The 14306-nt window shown below is 46.7% G+C and carries 12 protein-coding genes; 7 read left to right on the top strand and 5 right to left on the bottom strand.

What is annotated here, in order from left to right; all coding sequences use genetic code 11:
- Positions 1-36 precede the first annotated feature (36 nt).
- Positions 37-1812 carry a penicillin-binding protein 2 gene (locus ACH59B_RS18650; protein ID WP_017426729.1) on the top strand — a complete coding sequence of 592 codons (1776 nt, stop codon included), beginning with the start codon at positions 37-39 and terminating at the stop codon, positions 1810-1812.
- Here ACH59B_RS18650 and ACH59B_RS18645 read toward each other — a convergent pair.
- Positions 1800-2954 (bottom strand): AI-2E family transporter, encoded by a 1155-nt coding sequence (locus ACH59B_RS18645; RefSeq protein ID WP_016819077.1) that lies wholly within the window; start codon positions 2952-2954, stop codon positions 1800-1802. The genes ACH59B_RS18650 and ACH59B_RS18645 overlap by 13 nt on opposite strands.
- Before the next feature lie 178 nt (positions 2955-3132).
- On the opposite strand from ACH59B_RS18645, the gene ACH59B_RS18640 reads away from it, so the two are divergent.
- Positions 3133-4581: a polysaccharide deacetylase family protein gene (locus ACH59B_RS18640; protein ID WP_017426730.1), complete on the top strand. Its 1449-nt coding sequence runs from the start codon at positions 3133-3135 to the stop codon at positions 4579-4581.
- Between the two features lie 84 nt (positions 4582-4665).
- On the opposite strand, the gene ilvD is transcribed toward ACH59B_RS18640, so the two are convergent.
- The 3 genes from ilvD to ACH59B_RS18625 form a co-directional block, all read right to left on the bottom strand.
- Positions 4666-6354 (bottom strand): dihydroxy-acid dehydratase, encoded by a 1689-nt coding sequence (gene ilvD, locus ACH59B_RS18635; protein WP_016819075.1) that lies wholly within the window; start codon positions 6352-6354, stop codon positions 4666-4668.
- Between the two features lie 343 nt (positions 6355-6697).
- Complete coding sequence (locus tag ACH59B_RS18630) at positions 6698-6946, bottom strand: KGG domain-containing protein (RefSeq protein WP_013372595.1); 249 nt, start codon at positions 6944-6946, stop codon at positions 6698-6700.
- A gap of 174 nt (positions 6947-7120) precedes the next feature.
- Entirely contained in the window at positions 7121-8155 is a 1035-nt protein-coding gene (locus ACH59B_RS18625) for an acyltransferase family protein (RefSeq protein WP_017426731.1), read from the bottom strand.
- Between the two features lie 314 nt (positions 8156-8469).
- On the opposite strand from ACH59B_RS18625, the gene ACH59B_RS18620 reads away from it, so the two are divergent.
- The 4 genes from ACH59B_RS18620 to mgrA all read left to right on the top strand — a co-directional run bounded on the left by ACH59B_RS18620 (position 8470) and on the right by mgrA (position 11902).
- Complete coding sequence (locus tag ACH59B_RS18620; RefSeq protein ID WP_017426732.1) at positions 8470-9276, top strand: alpha/beta fold hydrolase; 807 nt, start codon at positions 8470-8472, stop codon at positions 9274-9276.
- Positions 9277-9290: 14 nt separating this feature from the next.
- Positions 9291-10061, top strand: coding sequence for an HAD family hydrolase (locus ACH59B_RS18615; RefSeq protein WP_017426733.1), 771 nt, complete (start codon positions 9291-9293; stop codon positions 10059-10061).
- The gene (locus ACH59B_RS18610; protein WP_017426734.1) at positions 10058-10798 is read left to right on the top strand and encodes an NAD-dependent protein deacylase; all 741 of its coding nucleotides are present in this window, start codon (positions 10058-10060) and stop codon (positions 10796-10798) included. Before ACH59B_RS18615 ends, ACH59B_RS18610 begins: the two co-directional genes overlap by 4 nt.
- A gap of 84 nt (positions 10799-10882) precedes the next feature.
- Positions 10883-11902: an L-glyceraldehyde 3-phosphate reductase gene (mgrA, locus tag ACH59B_RS18605; protein WP_017426735.1), complete on the top strand. Its 1020-nt coding sequence runs from the start codon at positions 10883-10885 to the stop codon at positions 11900-11902.
- Between the two features lie 137 nt (positions 11903-12039).
- Here mgrA and ACH59B_RS18600 read toward each other — a convergent pair whose 3' ends face one another.
- Positions 12040-12906 (bottom strand): AraC family transcriptional regulator, encoded by an 867-nt coding sequence (locus ACH59B_RS18600; RefSeq protein WP_017426736.1) that lies wholly within the window; start codon positions 12904-12906, stop codon positions 12040-12042.
- A 220-nt stretch (positions 12907-13126) separates the two neighbouring features.
- Here ACH59B_RS18600 and ACH59B_RS18595 point away from each other — a divergent pair, with 220 nt between their 5' ends.
- The gene (locus ACH59B_RS18595) at positions 13127-14305 is read left to right on the top strand and encodes a galactokinase (RefSeq protein WP_026065404.1); all 1179 of its coding nucleotides are present in this window, start codon (positions 13127-13129) and stop codon (positions 14303-14305) included.
- Position 14306: the final 1 nt, after the last annotated feature.

The raw sequence follows: 14306 nt of genomic DNA, 5'->3' as shown, positions 1-14306 counted from the left end.
CACCGGACATACTACTGGAAAAATGATGAAAGGAGGATGGATGTGTCTAGGCGTCATAGCAGTTTCATTCGTCAACGTCGAATTGCATATATAGCCCTGGGGATCATGGTATCGCTACTGATTTTATGTTTCCGACTGGCTTGGATTCAGGGAACAGCAGGCATTCATTTGTCATTTTATGGGGGGCATTCGCTTAAAGAAATGTCAGTACGTCAGCGACAGGAAGGAATCGCTATTGATACTGGGCGTGGACAGTTTACGGACCGACACGGGCAGCCCTTGACTGGAGGAGTCGTATGGACGCCAGTGCTTTTTCCCGATGTAGATGGCCGAGCAGCTTCGCATGGACAGGAGCTGGCCAAGTTATTGCATACGAGTAAAGGGCAACTGTTGACGCAATGGAAGGGACTGCAATCTCCGCTCATATGGAGGGATGGACGTGGAGAGCCTGTACAAATCCATCCGAATGAAGCGGGCAGACTGCTGAAGTTAGCCCCTTCGCTCATAGAGCTTGTACCGTATGCGCAACGTTATAGGGACTTGCCCAATGGCAGACAATGGCTTGGTTTTATGTATGAACGTGGTGAACGAGCAAGTGAACTGCCGATGGGGGCAGCTGGCCTGGAAAGAACGCTAGAGCCGCTGCTAAGCGGCGTTGGTGAGACATTCGTCTCTCGGTTTGTAGATGCCCAACGTCGTCCATTGACTCATGTCCCGCTTCGTGTCAGTGCTCCATCCAATAGTCACTATCCATTACAGGTGCAGACTACAATTGATCTCCCGTTGCAGGAACAGATTGAGAAGCTGACAGAATCTAACCACTTGGCAGAAGGAGCAGTCGTTGTGCTTGATGCAGGTAACGCGGATGTGATGGCGATGGTGTCTCGTCCTTTCTATAATCCCGCTCATGTTGATCCGCAGCAGAAAACAGACTGGTCTAATCGTGCTCTCAAAGCAGTAACGCCTGGTTCAATTTTTAAGTTGGTTACGGCTGCGGCTGCACTTGAATCAGGTGTGGTTCAACCGCAGGAGCAATTTCATTGTCATGGAGCCTATGGCAAGTACGGCTTGTCATGCTGGAAAAAAGAAGGACACGGAACCCTGAACCTGGAGGAAGGGCTTGCCGTATCCTGTAATAGTGTGTTCGCCCATCTCGGCGAACGGCTTAACGCCGAGCAAATTCAGGCCGCAGCCTCTGCACTAGGATTGAGTCGAACCGTGGGCTGGCAGGACCGGGATCTGGCAGGGCTAGCTCAATTCAGACCGATGGATCACGAAGAAAAGGGAGCCGTATTCGGCTCCCATACAAATGCATCTGATCCAGGCGTACGTGTGCAGACAGCTATCGGCCAGCGTGATGTGCTGGTGACGCCTCTCCAAGCAGCTAACCTCATCGTCACCTTGCTGCACGATGGTCAAGTACATGCACCGCGCATCGTAAAACGCGTCAGCTACGCAGACGGAAGCACCTTGCTGGAGCTACCTGCTCACGCTGCTCCTTTACCCCAAGGCAGCCGCTCGATTCGCACATCCACGGCTCATACGCTTCGTGAAGCAATGGAACAAGTTGTGACACACGGTACAGGTGCCTCCTTGTGTAACAAAACCTGGAAGCTGGCCGGTAAATCGGGTACGGCCCAAGCTTTAAAAAACGGTCGCCCCATAAATCACCAGTGGTTTATTGGTTACGGTCCGATAGAGCGGCCACGTTATGCGGTTGCCGTTCTTGTGCAAAATGCTTCAACGCATGCTGCAAATCAGGCCACAGCACTGTTCGGCCAAGTCATGGATCTGCTAGCTCAATCCTCTTGAGTCCTGCGAGTAGCTTCACGCTCTTCCTCCTGAATTTTGACGATAAAAGGAGGCTCGTCAAATTCCTCAGTCGGAAACCGAATCCATTGCTGCAAATAACCTTGCTGCCACAATTCCTTGAGCAAAATGATCAGAATGGGGGATAGGATTAATCCGGCCAATCCGAAGATGGATAACGATATAATGGCAAAGGAAAGCATTAGATAGGCAGATGAGACGCCGATGGAATTACCAGTAATTTTGGGCTCCGCCAACTGGCGCACAATCACGGTGACAGCCATGACAATAAGCAAGCCTACAGCCAAGCCGGTATTCCCCGTGATGAACAAATACACTGCCCACGGAATAAAGATAACAGGCACACCCAACAACGGCAGAATATCAAACAAAGCTGCTACGAGCGCCAACGATAGGGCATTATCTACTTGCAAAATGAGTAAACCTATAAATACGAGCACAAAGGTAATTCCTACCAGTAAGGCTTGAGCCTTGAGAAAGGCGGAAATGGCTTTAAGTACATGATTTTTTAGAAAAAGGTACGCCGTTTTTAGTGTCTTCGGTGTTTTACTGCGGGCAATTCCTTTCCAGAGATTAATTTCCATACTCAAAAAGAACGCTAAAATGATGGCAACCGCAAAGTTGCCCATAAAAACAGTGAAGGAGCTGAGAAATTGAATGAAAAAAGATAACCCTAGCTGTGCCCATTTCGTAGCAATGGTGGTAGCAGTCGCAAAATAATCATTTACACGTTCGGTAACACCCGGAGGCAAGGCAGCAATTTTATCTTGAGAAAGATGAAGAATCCGCGTGAATTCCGTTTGGATAATCTGGGTATAATGTGGGAGGTTTTGCGCGACTTTTGTAAATTGAGTAACCAGGATCAGGCCCAATCCGAAAAAAATAGCCATTAATAAGATGATAAACAGCAATACGGAGAGTGCGGAGGCAAAAGGCTTTTTCATGCCTTTGCGATGAAAATAACGGGCAGCAGGTTCAATGCACCAAAACACGACGAATGAAAGGAACACAGGTGCGGCTAGCTGATACAGTTTGCTGGATACGAACATAATTAAATACACGGTTAATACGATCAGACCGATATCAAAAACAGTACGCCAATATTTTTTGTACAATGGAAGCATATGTATACAACGACTCCTTTAAGATTTTTATTTATTGTACACTAAATTGAATCTCAATGCTGACCAGTAGCAATGGCAAAATCTCGGCATGCTTACATCATTGTGATAACATATAAGTAAGTGAGTTTTCCTCAGGAGGCCTGCTTGGAAGTTCAGAATAGAAAAGTGGGGATAAAACGTGCAGACTTTGCTGTTATGGATGTTTTACATTTCAACTTTTTATGCTTTTATTCCGGCGCTGGTGAGTCGTATATTTGGTTTCCGGGTGTTTAGGCGTGGAAAAAGTGACCAAGAATATGCACTAACCTTTGATGATGGTCCTGATCCAGTCTATACACCACAGTTGCTCGATTTACTCAAGCGTTTTGATGCCAAGGCTACTTTTTTTGTTGTAGGGTTGAATGCCGAAAAACACCCTGAGCTTCTGAAGCGCATGCATGATGAAGGTCATCTAATCGGTATTCACAATTATGTGCACAAATCGAATTGGCTTATGCGGCCTGTTACTGTTAGAAGACAAATTGCCCAGACAGAGTCAGTCATTCGTCGAGTAACTGGCGAAGGAACGACCTTTTATCGTCCACCTTGGGGGATTGTGAACTTTTTTGATATTTCCAAAAACAATGGTCGTCGAATCGTATTATGGTCCTCTATGTTTGGTGACTGGAAGGCCAGCATTGGAGCGAAACAATTAGCAGAAAGAATGCTCAAAAAGCTGAGGGGTGGCGAGGTGATGCTGCTCCATGACTGTGGTACGACATTGGGGGCAGACGCAGAAGCGCCACAGAATATGCTCATTGCGCTAGAGAAGCTATTGAGGGTCGCCCAGGAACGGCAATTACGCAGTGTCCGCGTGGATACATTGTTTTGCCGTCAATCTGGCTATCATTCCACTGTCTCCTGCTTGTCCAGTACAGATTGGATGAAAAAAACGATGGTATTCGGATGGCTACAATACGAGCGCCTTTTTCACGCCTTGTTCCGCCTTCGTCCTGTTAGCAAGAATAACACGATCTTTTATTATCGTCGCCGTATCTATCATGGACCCAATATTAACATGGAGAACGGTAGGTGGCTGGAAAAGGGGGACCCCATAATTGAGCTTCATTTTGACAATAAAATGTTGTTTCAATTGGGAGCGACGGCAAAGTCCTTGGTACATCTAGCGATTCAATTGATTCGGGTTGTGAAAAGACAACTGCCTGATCTTACCCAACGGGTTGTACATGATTCTGGTATGAAGGGTGTAAAGGCGATCTATGCAGTAAGTATGATTCATCGAGGGCCTGAAAAATTAGGCTTTCAAATTCAGGAGCTTCCCCAAGGACTGTTTAAGCATGCATCTACTGTATATTTAAAGCTGTTATTTCGTGTCATCCATCCTTCGGGTTCAGAACAATTGAGTGAAAAAAAAGAGGTCATGGTACCGAAACTAATCGTGATGCCCATTGATACCTTGTTTGAACGTTTTCAACCGGGGGATTCGCACCGGGCAGACCAGGCTTTTGATCCAACTGATCAAAGGGATGTGGTTCATACACTCAACAGTGAAATGACCGAAGAAGGGGAGCCTATGCATACTTCGATCAGGGCTTCACAAACAGCGGATACAGGATCAAGCAGTTGACCTAATAAAAAAAGCCTCTCGATCCTTTGTAGGAGTCGAGAGGCTTTTTAGTGGTTCATACAATAATCTATCTTGGCAAAGCACTTAGATTTTCATAATTCCGCCGTTACTTGCGTTCGTCACCAGCTTGGAATAACGCGCCAGGTAGCCTGTCTTCACTTTCGGCTCGAAGCCTTTCCAGTTGGCACGACGACGGTCGAATTCTTCGTCCGTAATGTGAAGCTCAATCTTACGATTGTTCAGGTCCAGCTCAATGATATCGCCGTCCTCAACAAAAGCGATAGGTCCGCCTTCTGCTGCTTCGGGGGAAATATGACCGATGGAGATACCACGGGAAGCACCTGAGAATCGTCCGTCTGTAATCAGACCAACCTTGGCACCAAGCCCCATGCCCACGATTTGTGAAGTCGGAGCGAGCATTTCAGGCATACCAGGTCCGCCCTTAGGACCTTCATAACGAATAACAACAACATGTCCTTCGGCAATTTTACCGTTAGCGATGCCAGCCAGTGCATCTTCCTGTGAATCAAAGCAGATGGCAGGGCCTTTGTGATAACCGCCAACAGAAGGATCAACCGCACCGACTTTAATAATGGAGCCTTGTGGTGCCAAATTGCCGAATAATACAGCTAGACCGCCGCGCTCGGAATAAGGGTTGTCCAATTTGTGGATGACGTTAGTGTCCAAAATTTCCTGACCCTCTACGTTTTCACGAAGGGTTTTCCCAGTTACAGTAATACAGTCACCATGCAATGCGCCCGGTTTCTTCAATAGCTCATTCAGCACTGCGCTTACGCCACCTGCATTATGAACATCCTCAATGTGATAGTCGGAAGCAGGTGCCAATTTGGACAAATGAGGTACACGGTTCGCGACTTCATTGATGCGTTCGATAGGGTAGTCAACCTCAGCTTCATGGGCAAGTGCCAATGTATGCAATACGGTATTCGTAGAACCACCCATTGCCATATCCAGTGCAAATGCATTATCAATGGCTTCTTTAGTCACGATATCACGTGGTTTGAGATCAAGCTTAATCAATTCCATCAATTGGCGTGCAGATTGTTTGACGAATTCTTTGCGTTCTTCTGCTACGGCGAGAATGGTACCGTTACCTGGCATAGCGAGTCCCATCGCTTCTGCGAGACAGTTCATAGAATTCGCTGTGAACATTCCTGAACAGGAGCCGCAGGTTGGACAGCCATATTGTTCTAGCTCAAGCAAACTTTGATCATCGATTTTGCCAGCCTGGAATGCACCTACACCTTCGAAGACGGAAGTCAGGGAAATAGAGCGTCCGTTCTTATCTTTACCAGCTTTCATAGGACCGCCGCTGACGAAAATAGTCGGAATGTTAACACGCAATGCCCCCATCATCATACCAGGGGTAATTTTATCGCAGTTAGGAATACATACCATGCCGTCAAACCAGTGAGCGGAAACGACAGTTTCCAAAGAGTCTGCAATAATTTCACGACTTGGCAGAGAATAACGCATACCGATGTGTCCCATGGCAATGCCGTCATCTACACCAATAGTGTTAAATTCGAAAGGTACACCGCCTGCTTCACGAATGGCCTGCTTGACAATTTTGCCAAATTCCTGCAAATGGACGTGGCCCGGTACGATGTCAATATACGAGTTGCATACCGCAATAAACGGTTTGTCAAAATCTTCTTCTTTGACACCCGCTGCGCGCAGCAAGCTGCGGTGAGGAGCGCGGTCAAAGCCTTTTTTAATCATATCGGAACGCATTTTCGTCTTAGCTGTCATGATGCTGGTTTCCCCCCAAAGTATAAAAATGGTATGGCATTCAATTGAACGCCGTAATAGCGCAGATGTTTTCTAAAGAGTCTATCATAGTTGTGCGCATATTTCTACATATATGAGGATTTTGAAAAAAGTATAGAAGTGTTCTGTAAGCAACAATATATAGATAGGAACAGTTTTATTTATCTATATATTGCATCTGTAAGGATTTGAATTGGATTCTTCAAAACTCTGATATCCTGATATATTAGCCTATCGGATAAATAGGAAAAGCCCATTCCGCTATAAAACGGATGGGCTCAGGCTTGTTTTTATGTTAAAGGAGGGTGGAATATGAAACTATATTTTAATTTCTGCCACCTTTACGACCGATGTCTCTGTAGAAATTTTTGTCATGCGACTCAGCTGTAGCATCGCCGCCCTTTTTGCCGATTTCCTGATAAAACTCTTTATCATGTGAGTTTGCGGTTGCTTGTCCGCCTTTCTTGCCAATCTCCTGATAAAATTCCTTATTGTGCTTCTTGGAGGTAGCTTCCCCACCCATACGGCCTGCTTCTTCGCGACTCATTTTACCCTGATTTTGATTACGTGCCATTACAAATCACTCCTTATTAAAAAGTTGTTTTTTGTTGCGCGTATCATTTACTTACCACATCTTGCCTGTATGAAACAGGCACTATGCGCGAAGTAAAGAGGGGGAGACCCACTTCCATTCTCGTCTGTAAGTGGGTTGTCGCGTCCTGATTGTGAAATATCAATGGATAAAAAGTTACGCAGACCGTCTAAAAAGATAAGGAGCGGGCTTCAACATCCACTCTACCTGTGGCTCAATCAGAGGCCGTGTTGCAGTTCGAACCCAAGGCATGGTCAACAGACAGCACAGACCTGTGGCGCACACTAGAATCAACATGACTTCCACAGGAGTATCTATATACTCGTAGACCCCCTTTGCAACAACGGAACGGACGATTAAGCCATGCAGCAAAAAGACATATAATGTACGTCGTCCCATCTCGGTTATACGTCCTGTGACGGCTGGAACAAAGCTTAGAAACGCCATAGATGCTATCCATTGAACTCCATAAATGCCGATACGGTAAATCCCTGCGTACCATTCGGTATGGCCCAGTTCACCATAAGTCATGTTGCCATATAGCCAGCCTGCCGGGATACCAAAATACGACGTTCCCGCCAGTACCATAAGTAAAAGAGATACAATACCAGCGATGATACGGACAGGTGTTGTGAAGAAGCGTCGAACGTCGGCATAATTCAAATGATAACCTGCTACAAAGTAAGGCAAATAAACAAAGGTTCTGCATACGCTTAGCCATATACCGTCTACGGGGAGATATCCGACAAGGATACCCAGTAGCACGGATATGCCCAGTTGGAAGACTGGTGGTATTTTCTGAAAAGATAGCATCAGCAGTCTCCAGCAGATGTGGCTGGCAAGGAACCAAAGCAGCAGATAAGGAGCAAAAAAAGAATGATGGATATGGGGAACGTGAAAGATTACGATATCCAAAATTGAATAAAGGGATTGGAAAATCAGATATTGCATACCGATCTGAAGCAGAACCTTTTGTCCTGCGAGACCCGTCAAAGTGGTTTTGGCAAAGTAGCCTGTAACGAGTACAAACAACGGCATATGAAACATGAATATCCAGCTGAACCATTGTTGGGCAAGATGAAGTGAACCGACTAATGGCTCCAGGGCGTTTCCTGCAAATACGCATATAATCAACAGAAATCGCAAATTGAGAAAAAAGCTTTCCCCTTGTACATCATGGCTTGTCGTCATGTGTTTCCCTCCGAACGGCTTCTGCCGACTAAACTATTTAAAAAATAATTCTTTACATGGAACAAGGTACGATACTCTGGATTGTAACATTGTGATTTTATTCACAATAGTAAGCGTTATCATGTCCTTTTTATGTGGCGAAAGCTTGAACACGGAATAAAGATGGGCTTATGTCTGGAAACGTGTGCTAATTTGACCCTGTACAGGCAACGATGTTACCCTAACAAGGTTATAGTTATGCTAACAAATACAGCGACACCATTTAGATTCAAGTTGCGAATCACGAGGTACGAAAGGCGAAAGGAACTTATACGATGAGAAGAAGAACAAGAAGATCATACAACTCCTATGGAACACGCGGATCTCGGAAAATATGGAAAATTCTTTTAGGCATCCTAATTGTCATTGTGCTAATCGTGGGTTGGGGAGCATGGAAGGTATTTACGCCTTATCAGCCTGACGAGACGGCTGCTGCTGCATTAGCCGAAATAGCGGATACTGTGAAAGTAAATGAGCAAGAGCATTGGTTAAGTTTTGAGCCTGCCAAAAGAAGTGGATCAGGAGTCATTTTGTACCCAGGAGCGTTGGTTAAACCCGAAAGCTATGCGCCCTTGGCACGCCGTCTGGCAGAAAAGGGTCATCATGTGATTATTGTAAAAATGCCACTGAACCTTGCATTGATCTCACCGGATTTGGCGAATGAAGTGCTAAAGGCGTACCCGAAGGAAGTCTTTGTTATTGGCGGACATTCGTTAGGTGGTGTGATGGCGGCCCGATATGCAGCTGCACATCCTGATCAGGTTAAAGGTGTATTTTTCCTTGCTTCCTACCCGGATAACAAGGGTAATTTAAAGGATAAAAATCTGCCAGTGATTTCTCTACTAGGAAGTGATGATGGAGTCATCCAGATGAAAAATGTCCAAAGTGGGAGAACTTATTTACCTGCCAACACGCTGTATTTTACAGTCGAAGGGGGGAACCATGCCCAATTTGGCAGTTACGGTGCCCAGAAAGGGGATAATCCTGCGAAAATTAGCGCCGTTGAGCAATGGAATCAGACGGTAACGGCTTTACAGGACTGGATGAAAGAGAGTGTAGATTCAGCTTCTAAGAACCCGTAAAGGAGGTGTGATGCATGTCTGAGCTGATCGTGCAGGGGAAGCGATATTCATGCCGTGGCATCTTATTCGATAAAGATGGCACACTACTGGATTTTATTCAGTTGTGGGGCCCTTGGGCTCGTTCTATACTGGATATGATGGAGCAGCATCTTGTCGTGGCGGGAGCTGGTTTTACGATGGAAAAAGGCAACATTCTAGGCACTGTTCACGATCAGGAGGGACGTGTGATCGGTTACGATCCTTCTGGTCCGCTGGCAATGGGGACGGTGGATGAAAGTACAGGTGTGCTGGCTTGGCAGCTTTATACTGCCGGTGTCCCGTGGAATGAAGCTGTGCGGCTTGTCCGCGAATTTAATAAAACAGCGATGGCTGACGTCCGCCGACATCGGGCAGCGAAGGTGTTTCCGGGGTTGCGGACCTTATTGGAGCAGAGTCGCCGTGCCGGATTGAAGCTGGCGGTTGTGACCTCTGACAGTACAGAGGCTGCACAAGAGCATCTGGAGTGGATGGGGCTGACATCCTATTTTGACGAGATCATCGGACATGATAGGGTTACATACGGTAAGCCTGACCCGGAAATGGCTGAAAAAGCTTGCGCGTTACTAGGACTGTCGCCAGCGGACGTGGTAGTGATCGGAGACAGTAATGGGGATATGCAGATGGGCAAGCGTGCCGGAGTACGGCTAGCCATTGGATTTGCTCCGGAACCGGAGCGTTCCGGTCATTTGCTGGATGCGGATAAGGTGGTTCGTGGATATAAAGAGCTGGAGGTGCGTAGAGCATGAAAGTTAATACGTTGGCGGATTGGATACAGCAATCGCAGAATATTGTTTTTTTCGGCGGAGCAGGGACATCGACGGAAAGTGGTATTCCAGATTTTCGTTCAGCAGCAGGCTTGTATCAGAGCGAGGAAAAATTACCTTATTCTCCCGAGGTTATGCTTAGCCGCTCTTTTTTTGTGAAGCATCCTGAGGTATTCTTCGGTTTCTATCGCAGCAAAATGCTGCATCCCGATGCGAAGCCGAACGGCTGTCATCATTTCCTCGCGTCTTTGGAAAAGCAAGGCCGTCTTAAAGCGGTTGTGACGCAAAATATTGACGGATTACACCAGGCTGCAGGAAGTATGAATGTACTGGAGCTTCACGGCTCGGTACATCGCAACTACTGTATGGAATGCGGTCGCTTTTACGATCTAAATGAAGTGATGAACAGTTCCGAGGTTGTACCTAAATGTCCGGTAGATGGAGGAATGATCAAACCGGATGTCGTTTTATATGAGGAAGAGTTGAATCAAGATACCCTTATTCAATCCATTCAGGCCATTTCTCAAGCAGATCTGCTGTTAATTGGAGGAACGTCACTGACAGTTCACCCTGCGGCAGGCTTGATTGCTTATTTTCGCGGTAAACATACAGTTCTGCTGAATACAGACCCCACCTCATATGATCACAAGGCGGATCTTTTGATCACTGAACCGATCGGTAAAGTTATGGAAAAACTTGCTCATCAATTGGGCTTGTAATCGTTTTCTTGTCAACGCCCGGATAAAAGCGCTATGATGATGTTGTGATGGACATAACAATGTTTCGAGAGAGGCTGTGATAGCATGGTTTATTTAGCTGGCGAAGATCGTTATGAAAGTATGAAATATAACCGTACAGGGAGGTCAGGTCTTAAGCTGCCCGCTATTTCGCTGGGCTTGTGGCACAATTTTGGCGGGATTAACAACGCGGAGAATGGTCGCAGCATGATTACTCGCTCCTTTGATCTGGGCATTACGCATTTTGATTTAGCTAATAACTATGGTCCTCCTGCGGGTTCAGCTGAGGAATTTTTCGGACAAGTGTTAGCCAGTGATATGAAGCCGTACCGGGATGAATTGGTTATCTCCACCAAAGCAGGCTACCATATGTGGGAAGGTCCATATGGTGACTGGGGATCTCGCAAGTATATGATATCCAGTCTGGATCAGAGTCTGAAGCGAATGGGGCTGGACTATGTCGATATATTCTACTCTCACCGCTTCGATCCGAATACGCCGCTGGAAGAAACGATGGGAGCACTGGATCATATCGTACGTTCCGGTAAAGCGCTGTATGTGGGTGTGTCTAATTATAGTGCAGAGCAAACGGCAGAAGCAGCTCGTATTTTGAAGGAGCTTGGCACACCGATGTTGATCCATCAGCCGAGATACTCTCTGCTTGACCGCTGGATTGAAAATGGATTACAAGATGTACTGGACGAAAACGGGATAGGCAGCATTGCCTTTTGTCCACTGGCTCAGGGACTGCTGACCAATAAATATTTGAACGGAATTCCCGAGGATTCACGTGCAGCAAGCACATCGGTTTTCCTGAATGAGAACCATGTGACGCCTGAAACTCTTCGCAAGGTGCGCGCCTTGAACCAGATGGCTGCTGCACGTGGACAAAGTTTGGCTCAATTCTCACTGGCATGGGCTCTACGCGGTGAACGTCTGACCTCTGTCCTGATTGGGGCTAGCCGTGTAAGCCAAATCGAAGAGAATGTTGAAGCCTTATCCAATCTGGAGTTTTCACAGGAAGAGCTGGACCGGATTGATTCGATTCTAAATGCCGGGAACGGACAAGACAGCGGCACAGCCTAATGACAAAAGGCATTTCGGAGTCATTGACCTAATTTCACATTCTCTTATACGATATATACTTAACAGCCCGCATTCGCTTGAAGGATGCGGGCTGTTTGTTATTGGCAGGGAGCTAGGGAAACCTGCCAAAGCTTACTTTACAACTGAGGATACTGCTTAACCTTGCTCCGGTACTCGGTTGGAGACTGACCACAGAAACGTTTGAATTGACGTGAGAAGTATAAAGCATCGGTTAAACCTACAGATGCAGCCACTTGCTCGACCGACAGCTCAGGACGTTCACGCAGCAGTTGACGTGATTTGTCGATCCGTAGTTTAAGCAAATAGGTGACGGGGGAGATGCCCGTTTCTTTTTTGAATATCCGTGATAAGTATGCACGGTTATAACCAAGTCCTTCAGACATTTGCTCAATGGAAACGGGGTGTGCGTACTGAGTGGACATGTATTGAACCATCTGCTTGACTGTACGTCGAATTTGCGAATCCGCCCCAGACGGATCAGTCCAGTCACTTAGGTAATTACTTGCTTCCCCCATAATTAGGTACAAGTAGCCCAAGGCTGAGAGATGGGAGCTAGATTTTCTGCTGTAAAAGGCCAATTGCATTTGTTCCAGATAACCGGGAATAGGACTTTGATCGGCAGCATGGAAAACAGGCTGATGAACACGCAGTCCTGCCTCTTGCACCACCTGCTCCGTATGGTGTCCGGTAAAAGCAGACCAACGATAGCGCCATGGTTCTTCTTCATCAGAGGTATAGCTCACCAGCTGACCGGGATGAATAAGGAAAAAATCGTTTTTTTTAAGCTGATATGTGTGCTGTTCTGTTCGAAAGATGCCTTTGCCCGACTCTACAAAGTGGAGCAGATAGTAATCATAGATTTTCGGCCCCACAGCATGACCGGATTTGGTCTGGCTCTCTCCTGCAAAAAGCACATGCAGCGGGCTATTTTCATAAAACACCGGATTAGAGGCGACAGCATAACTATATGAATGCGCTTGCAAAATAGAGTCATCCTTCCTGCATTTGTGAATAGTTTAGCGGATGCGGTATACTTACATTGTACATGTCCAAGTCACATTTATCCATAGCTTAAACACATGGATGCATTACATTGTGTGACGCTTTCATTTATACTGAAATCATAAGAGATGTCAACCTGATTAAGATATTACAGGGAAATCAGGGAGACTTTTACTAACGGTGAATGAGGTGGATGCGGATATGAACTCTACTGAATTAAAGAAACATTTTATTGAAAAATATGGTGAAAGCAGCAATGAACTGCTGATATTTCATGCACCTGGGCGCGTCAATCTGATTGGAGAGCATATCGACTATAATGGTGGTTATGTACTCCCGGCTGCGCTGGAATTTGGTACGACGCTGATCCTTCGTGCGCGCAATGATGACCAAATTCATTTTGCTTCGACAAACCTGTCGTACGAAGTGTCTATCCCCCGCGGAGAGATAGGTAAAAGCAAAACGGATGAGTGGGTGGATTATCCGGTGGGTGTGCTGGTGGAGTTGGCTCAAAAGGGAGTGTATCCTTCTAGCGGATACGATCTGCTCTATCATGGAGAAATACCGAACGGAGCTGGATTATCCTCCTCAGCCTCGATTGAGGTCGTGACCGGCTACGCTTTCCTGACTACCGAGAAGCAGAAAACCGACACAGTCGAAATTGCTTTGTTATCCCAGCGTGCAGAAAACAATTACGTGGGTGTCAATTGCGGCATTATGGACCAGTTCGCTGTAGCGAACGGAGCGGCTGATCATGCAATTCTGCTGATGTGCGATACGCTGGAGTACCGTAAAGTGCCATTCCGCACGGGAGCTTATAAGCTTGTGATCGGCAATACAAATAAGCGCCGCGGTTTGGTGGATTCAGCCTATAACGAGCGTCGCAGTCAATGTGCGGAAGCACTGTCCATTTTGCAGCAGCAGGAGTCGTCATTGGAGTACCTTGCACAGCTGGATGAGGCTCGGTTTGGAGAGCTTCAGCATCATATTGCAGATGAAACAGTTCGCCGCCGGGCACAGCATGTGGTGGAGGAAAACGCTCGTGTGCTGGCCTCTGTCGAAGCTCTCGCGGCGAATGAACTTGCAGCTTTCGGTCAGTTAATGAACGCTTCACACGATTCATTACGTGACCTGTATGAGGTCAGCTGCACCGAGCTGGATGTTATGGTGGAAGAAGCACGACGCATTCCTGGCACGCTGGGTGCTCGCATGACAGGGGCTGGGTTTGGAGGTTGTACGGTTTCATTGGTTCATGAGGACGATGTGGAACGTTTTGTGAAGGAAGTCGGCGAAGCTTATCAGACCCGTACAGGGCTGGAAGCCAGCTTTTATGTATGCAAGGCAGGAGACGGAGTTAAAGAACTGAAGGAGGACGAATAAC

The sequence above is a fragment of the Paenibacillus sp. DP01 genome, assembly GCF_044784315.1.
Lineage (GTDB): Bacteria > Bacillota > Bacilli > Paenibacillales > Paenibacillaceae > Paenibacillus > Paenibacillus polymyxa.
Note: the sequence above shows the minus strand (reverse complement) of the source record. Positions and strands in the feature narration are given on the sequence as shown.

Coding starts and splice junctions, on each gene's coding strand:
- ACH59B_RS18650 (WP_017426729.1), top strand. CDS start 37: ATGGATGTGTCTAGGCGTCATAGCAGTTTCATTCGTCAACGTCGAATT.
- ACH59B_RS18645 (WP_016819077.1), bottom strand. CDS start 2,954: ATGCTTCCATTGTACAAAAAATATTGGCGTACTGTTTTTGATATCGGT.
- ilvD (WP_016819075.1), bottom strand. CDS start 6,354: ATGACAGCTAAGACGAAAATGCGTTCCGATATGATTAAAAAAGGCTTT.
- ACH59B_RS18630 (WP_013372595.1), bottom strand. CDS start 6,946: ATGGCACGTAATCAAAATCAGGGTAAAATGAGTCGCGAAGAAGCAGGC.
- ACH59B_RS18625 (WP_017426731.1), bottom strand. CDS start 8,155: ATGACGACAAGCCATGATGTACAAGGGGAAAGCTTTTTTCTCAATTTG.
- ACH59B_RS18620 (WP_017426732.1), top strand. CDS start 8,470: ATGAGAAGAAGAACAAGAAGATCATACAACTCCTATGGAACACGCGGA.
- ACH59B_RS18615 (WP_017426733.1), top strand. CDS start 9,291: ATGTCTGAGCTGATCGTGCAGGGGAAGCGATATTCATGCCGTGGCATC.
- ACH59B_RS18610 (WP_017426734.1), top strand. CDS start 10,058: ATGAAAGTTAATACGTTGGCGGATTGGATACAGCAATCGCAGAATATT.
- mgrA (WP_017426735.1), top strand. CDS start 10,883: ATGGTTTATTTAGCTGGCGAAGATCGTTATGAAAGTATGAAATATAAC.
- ACH59B_RS18595 (WP_026065404.1), top strand. CDS start 13,127: ATGAACTCTACTGAATTAAAGAAACATTTTATTGAAAAATATGGTGAA.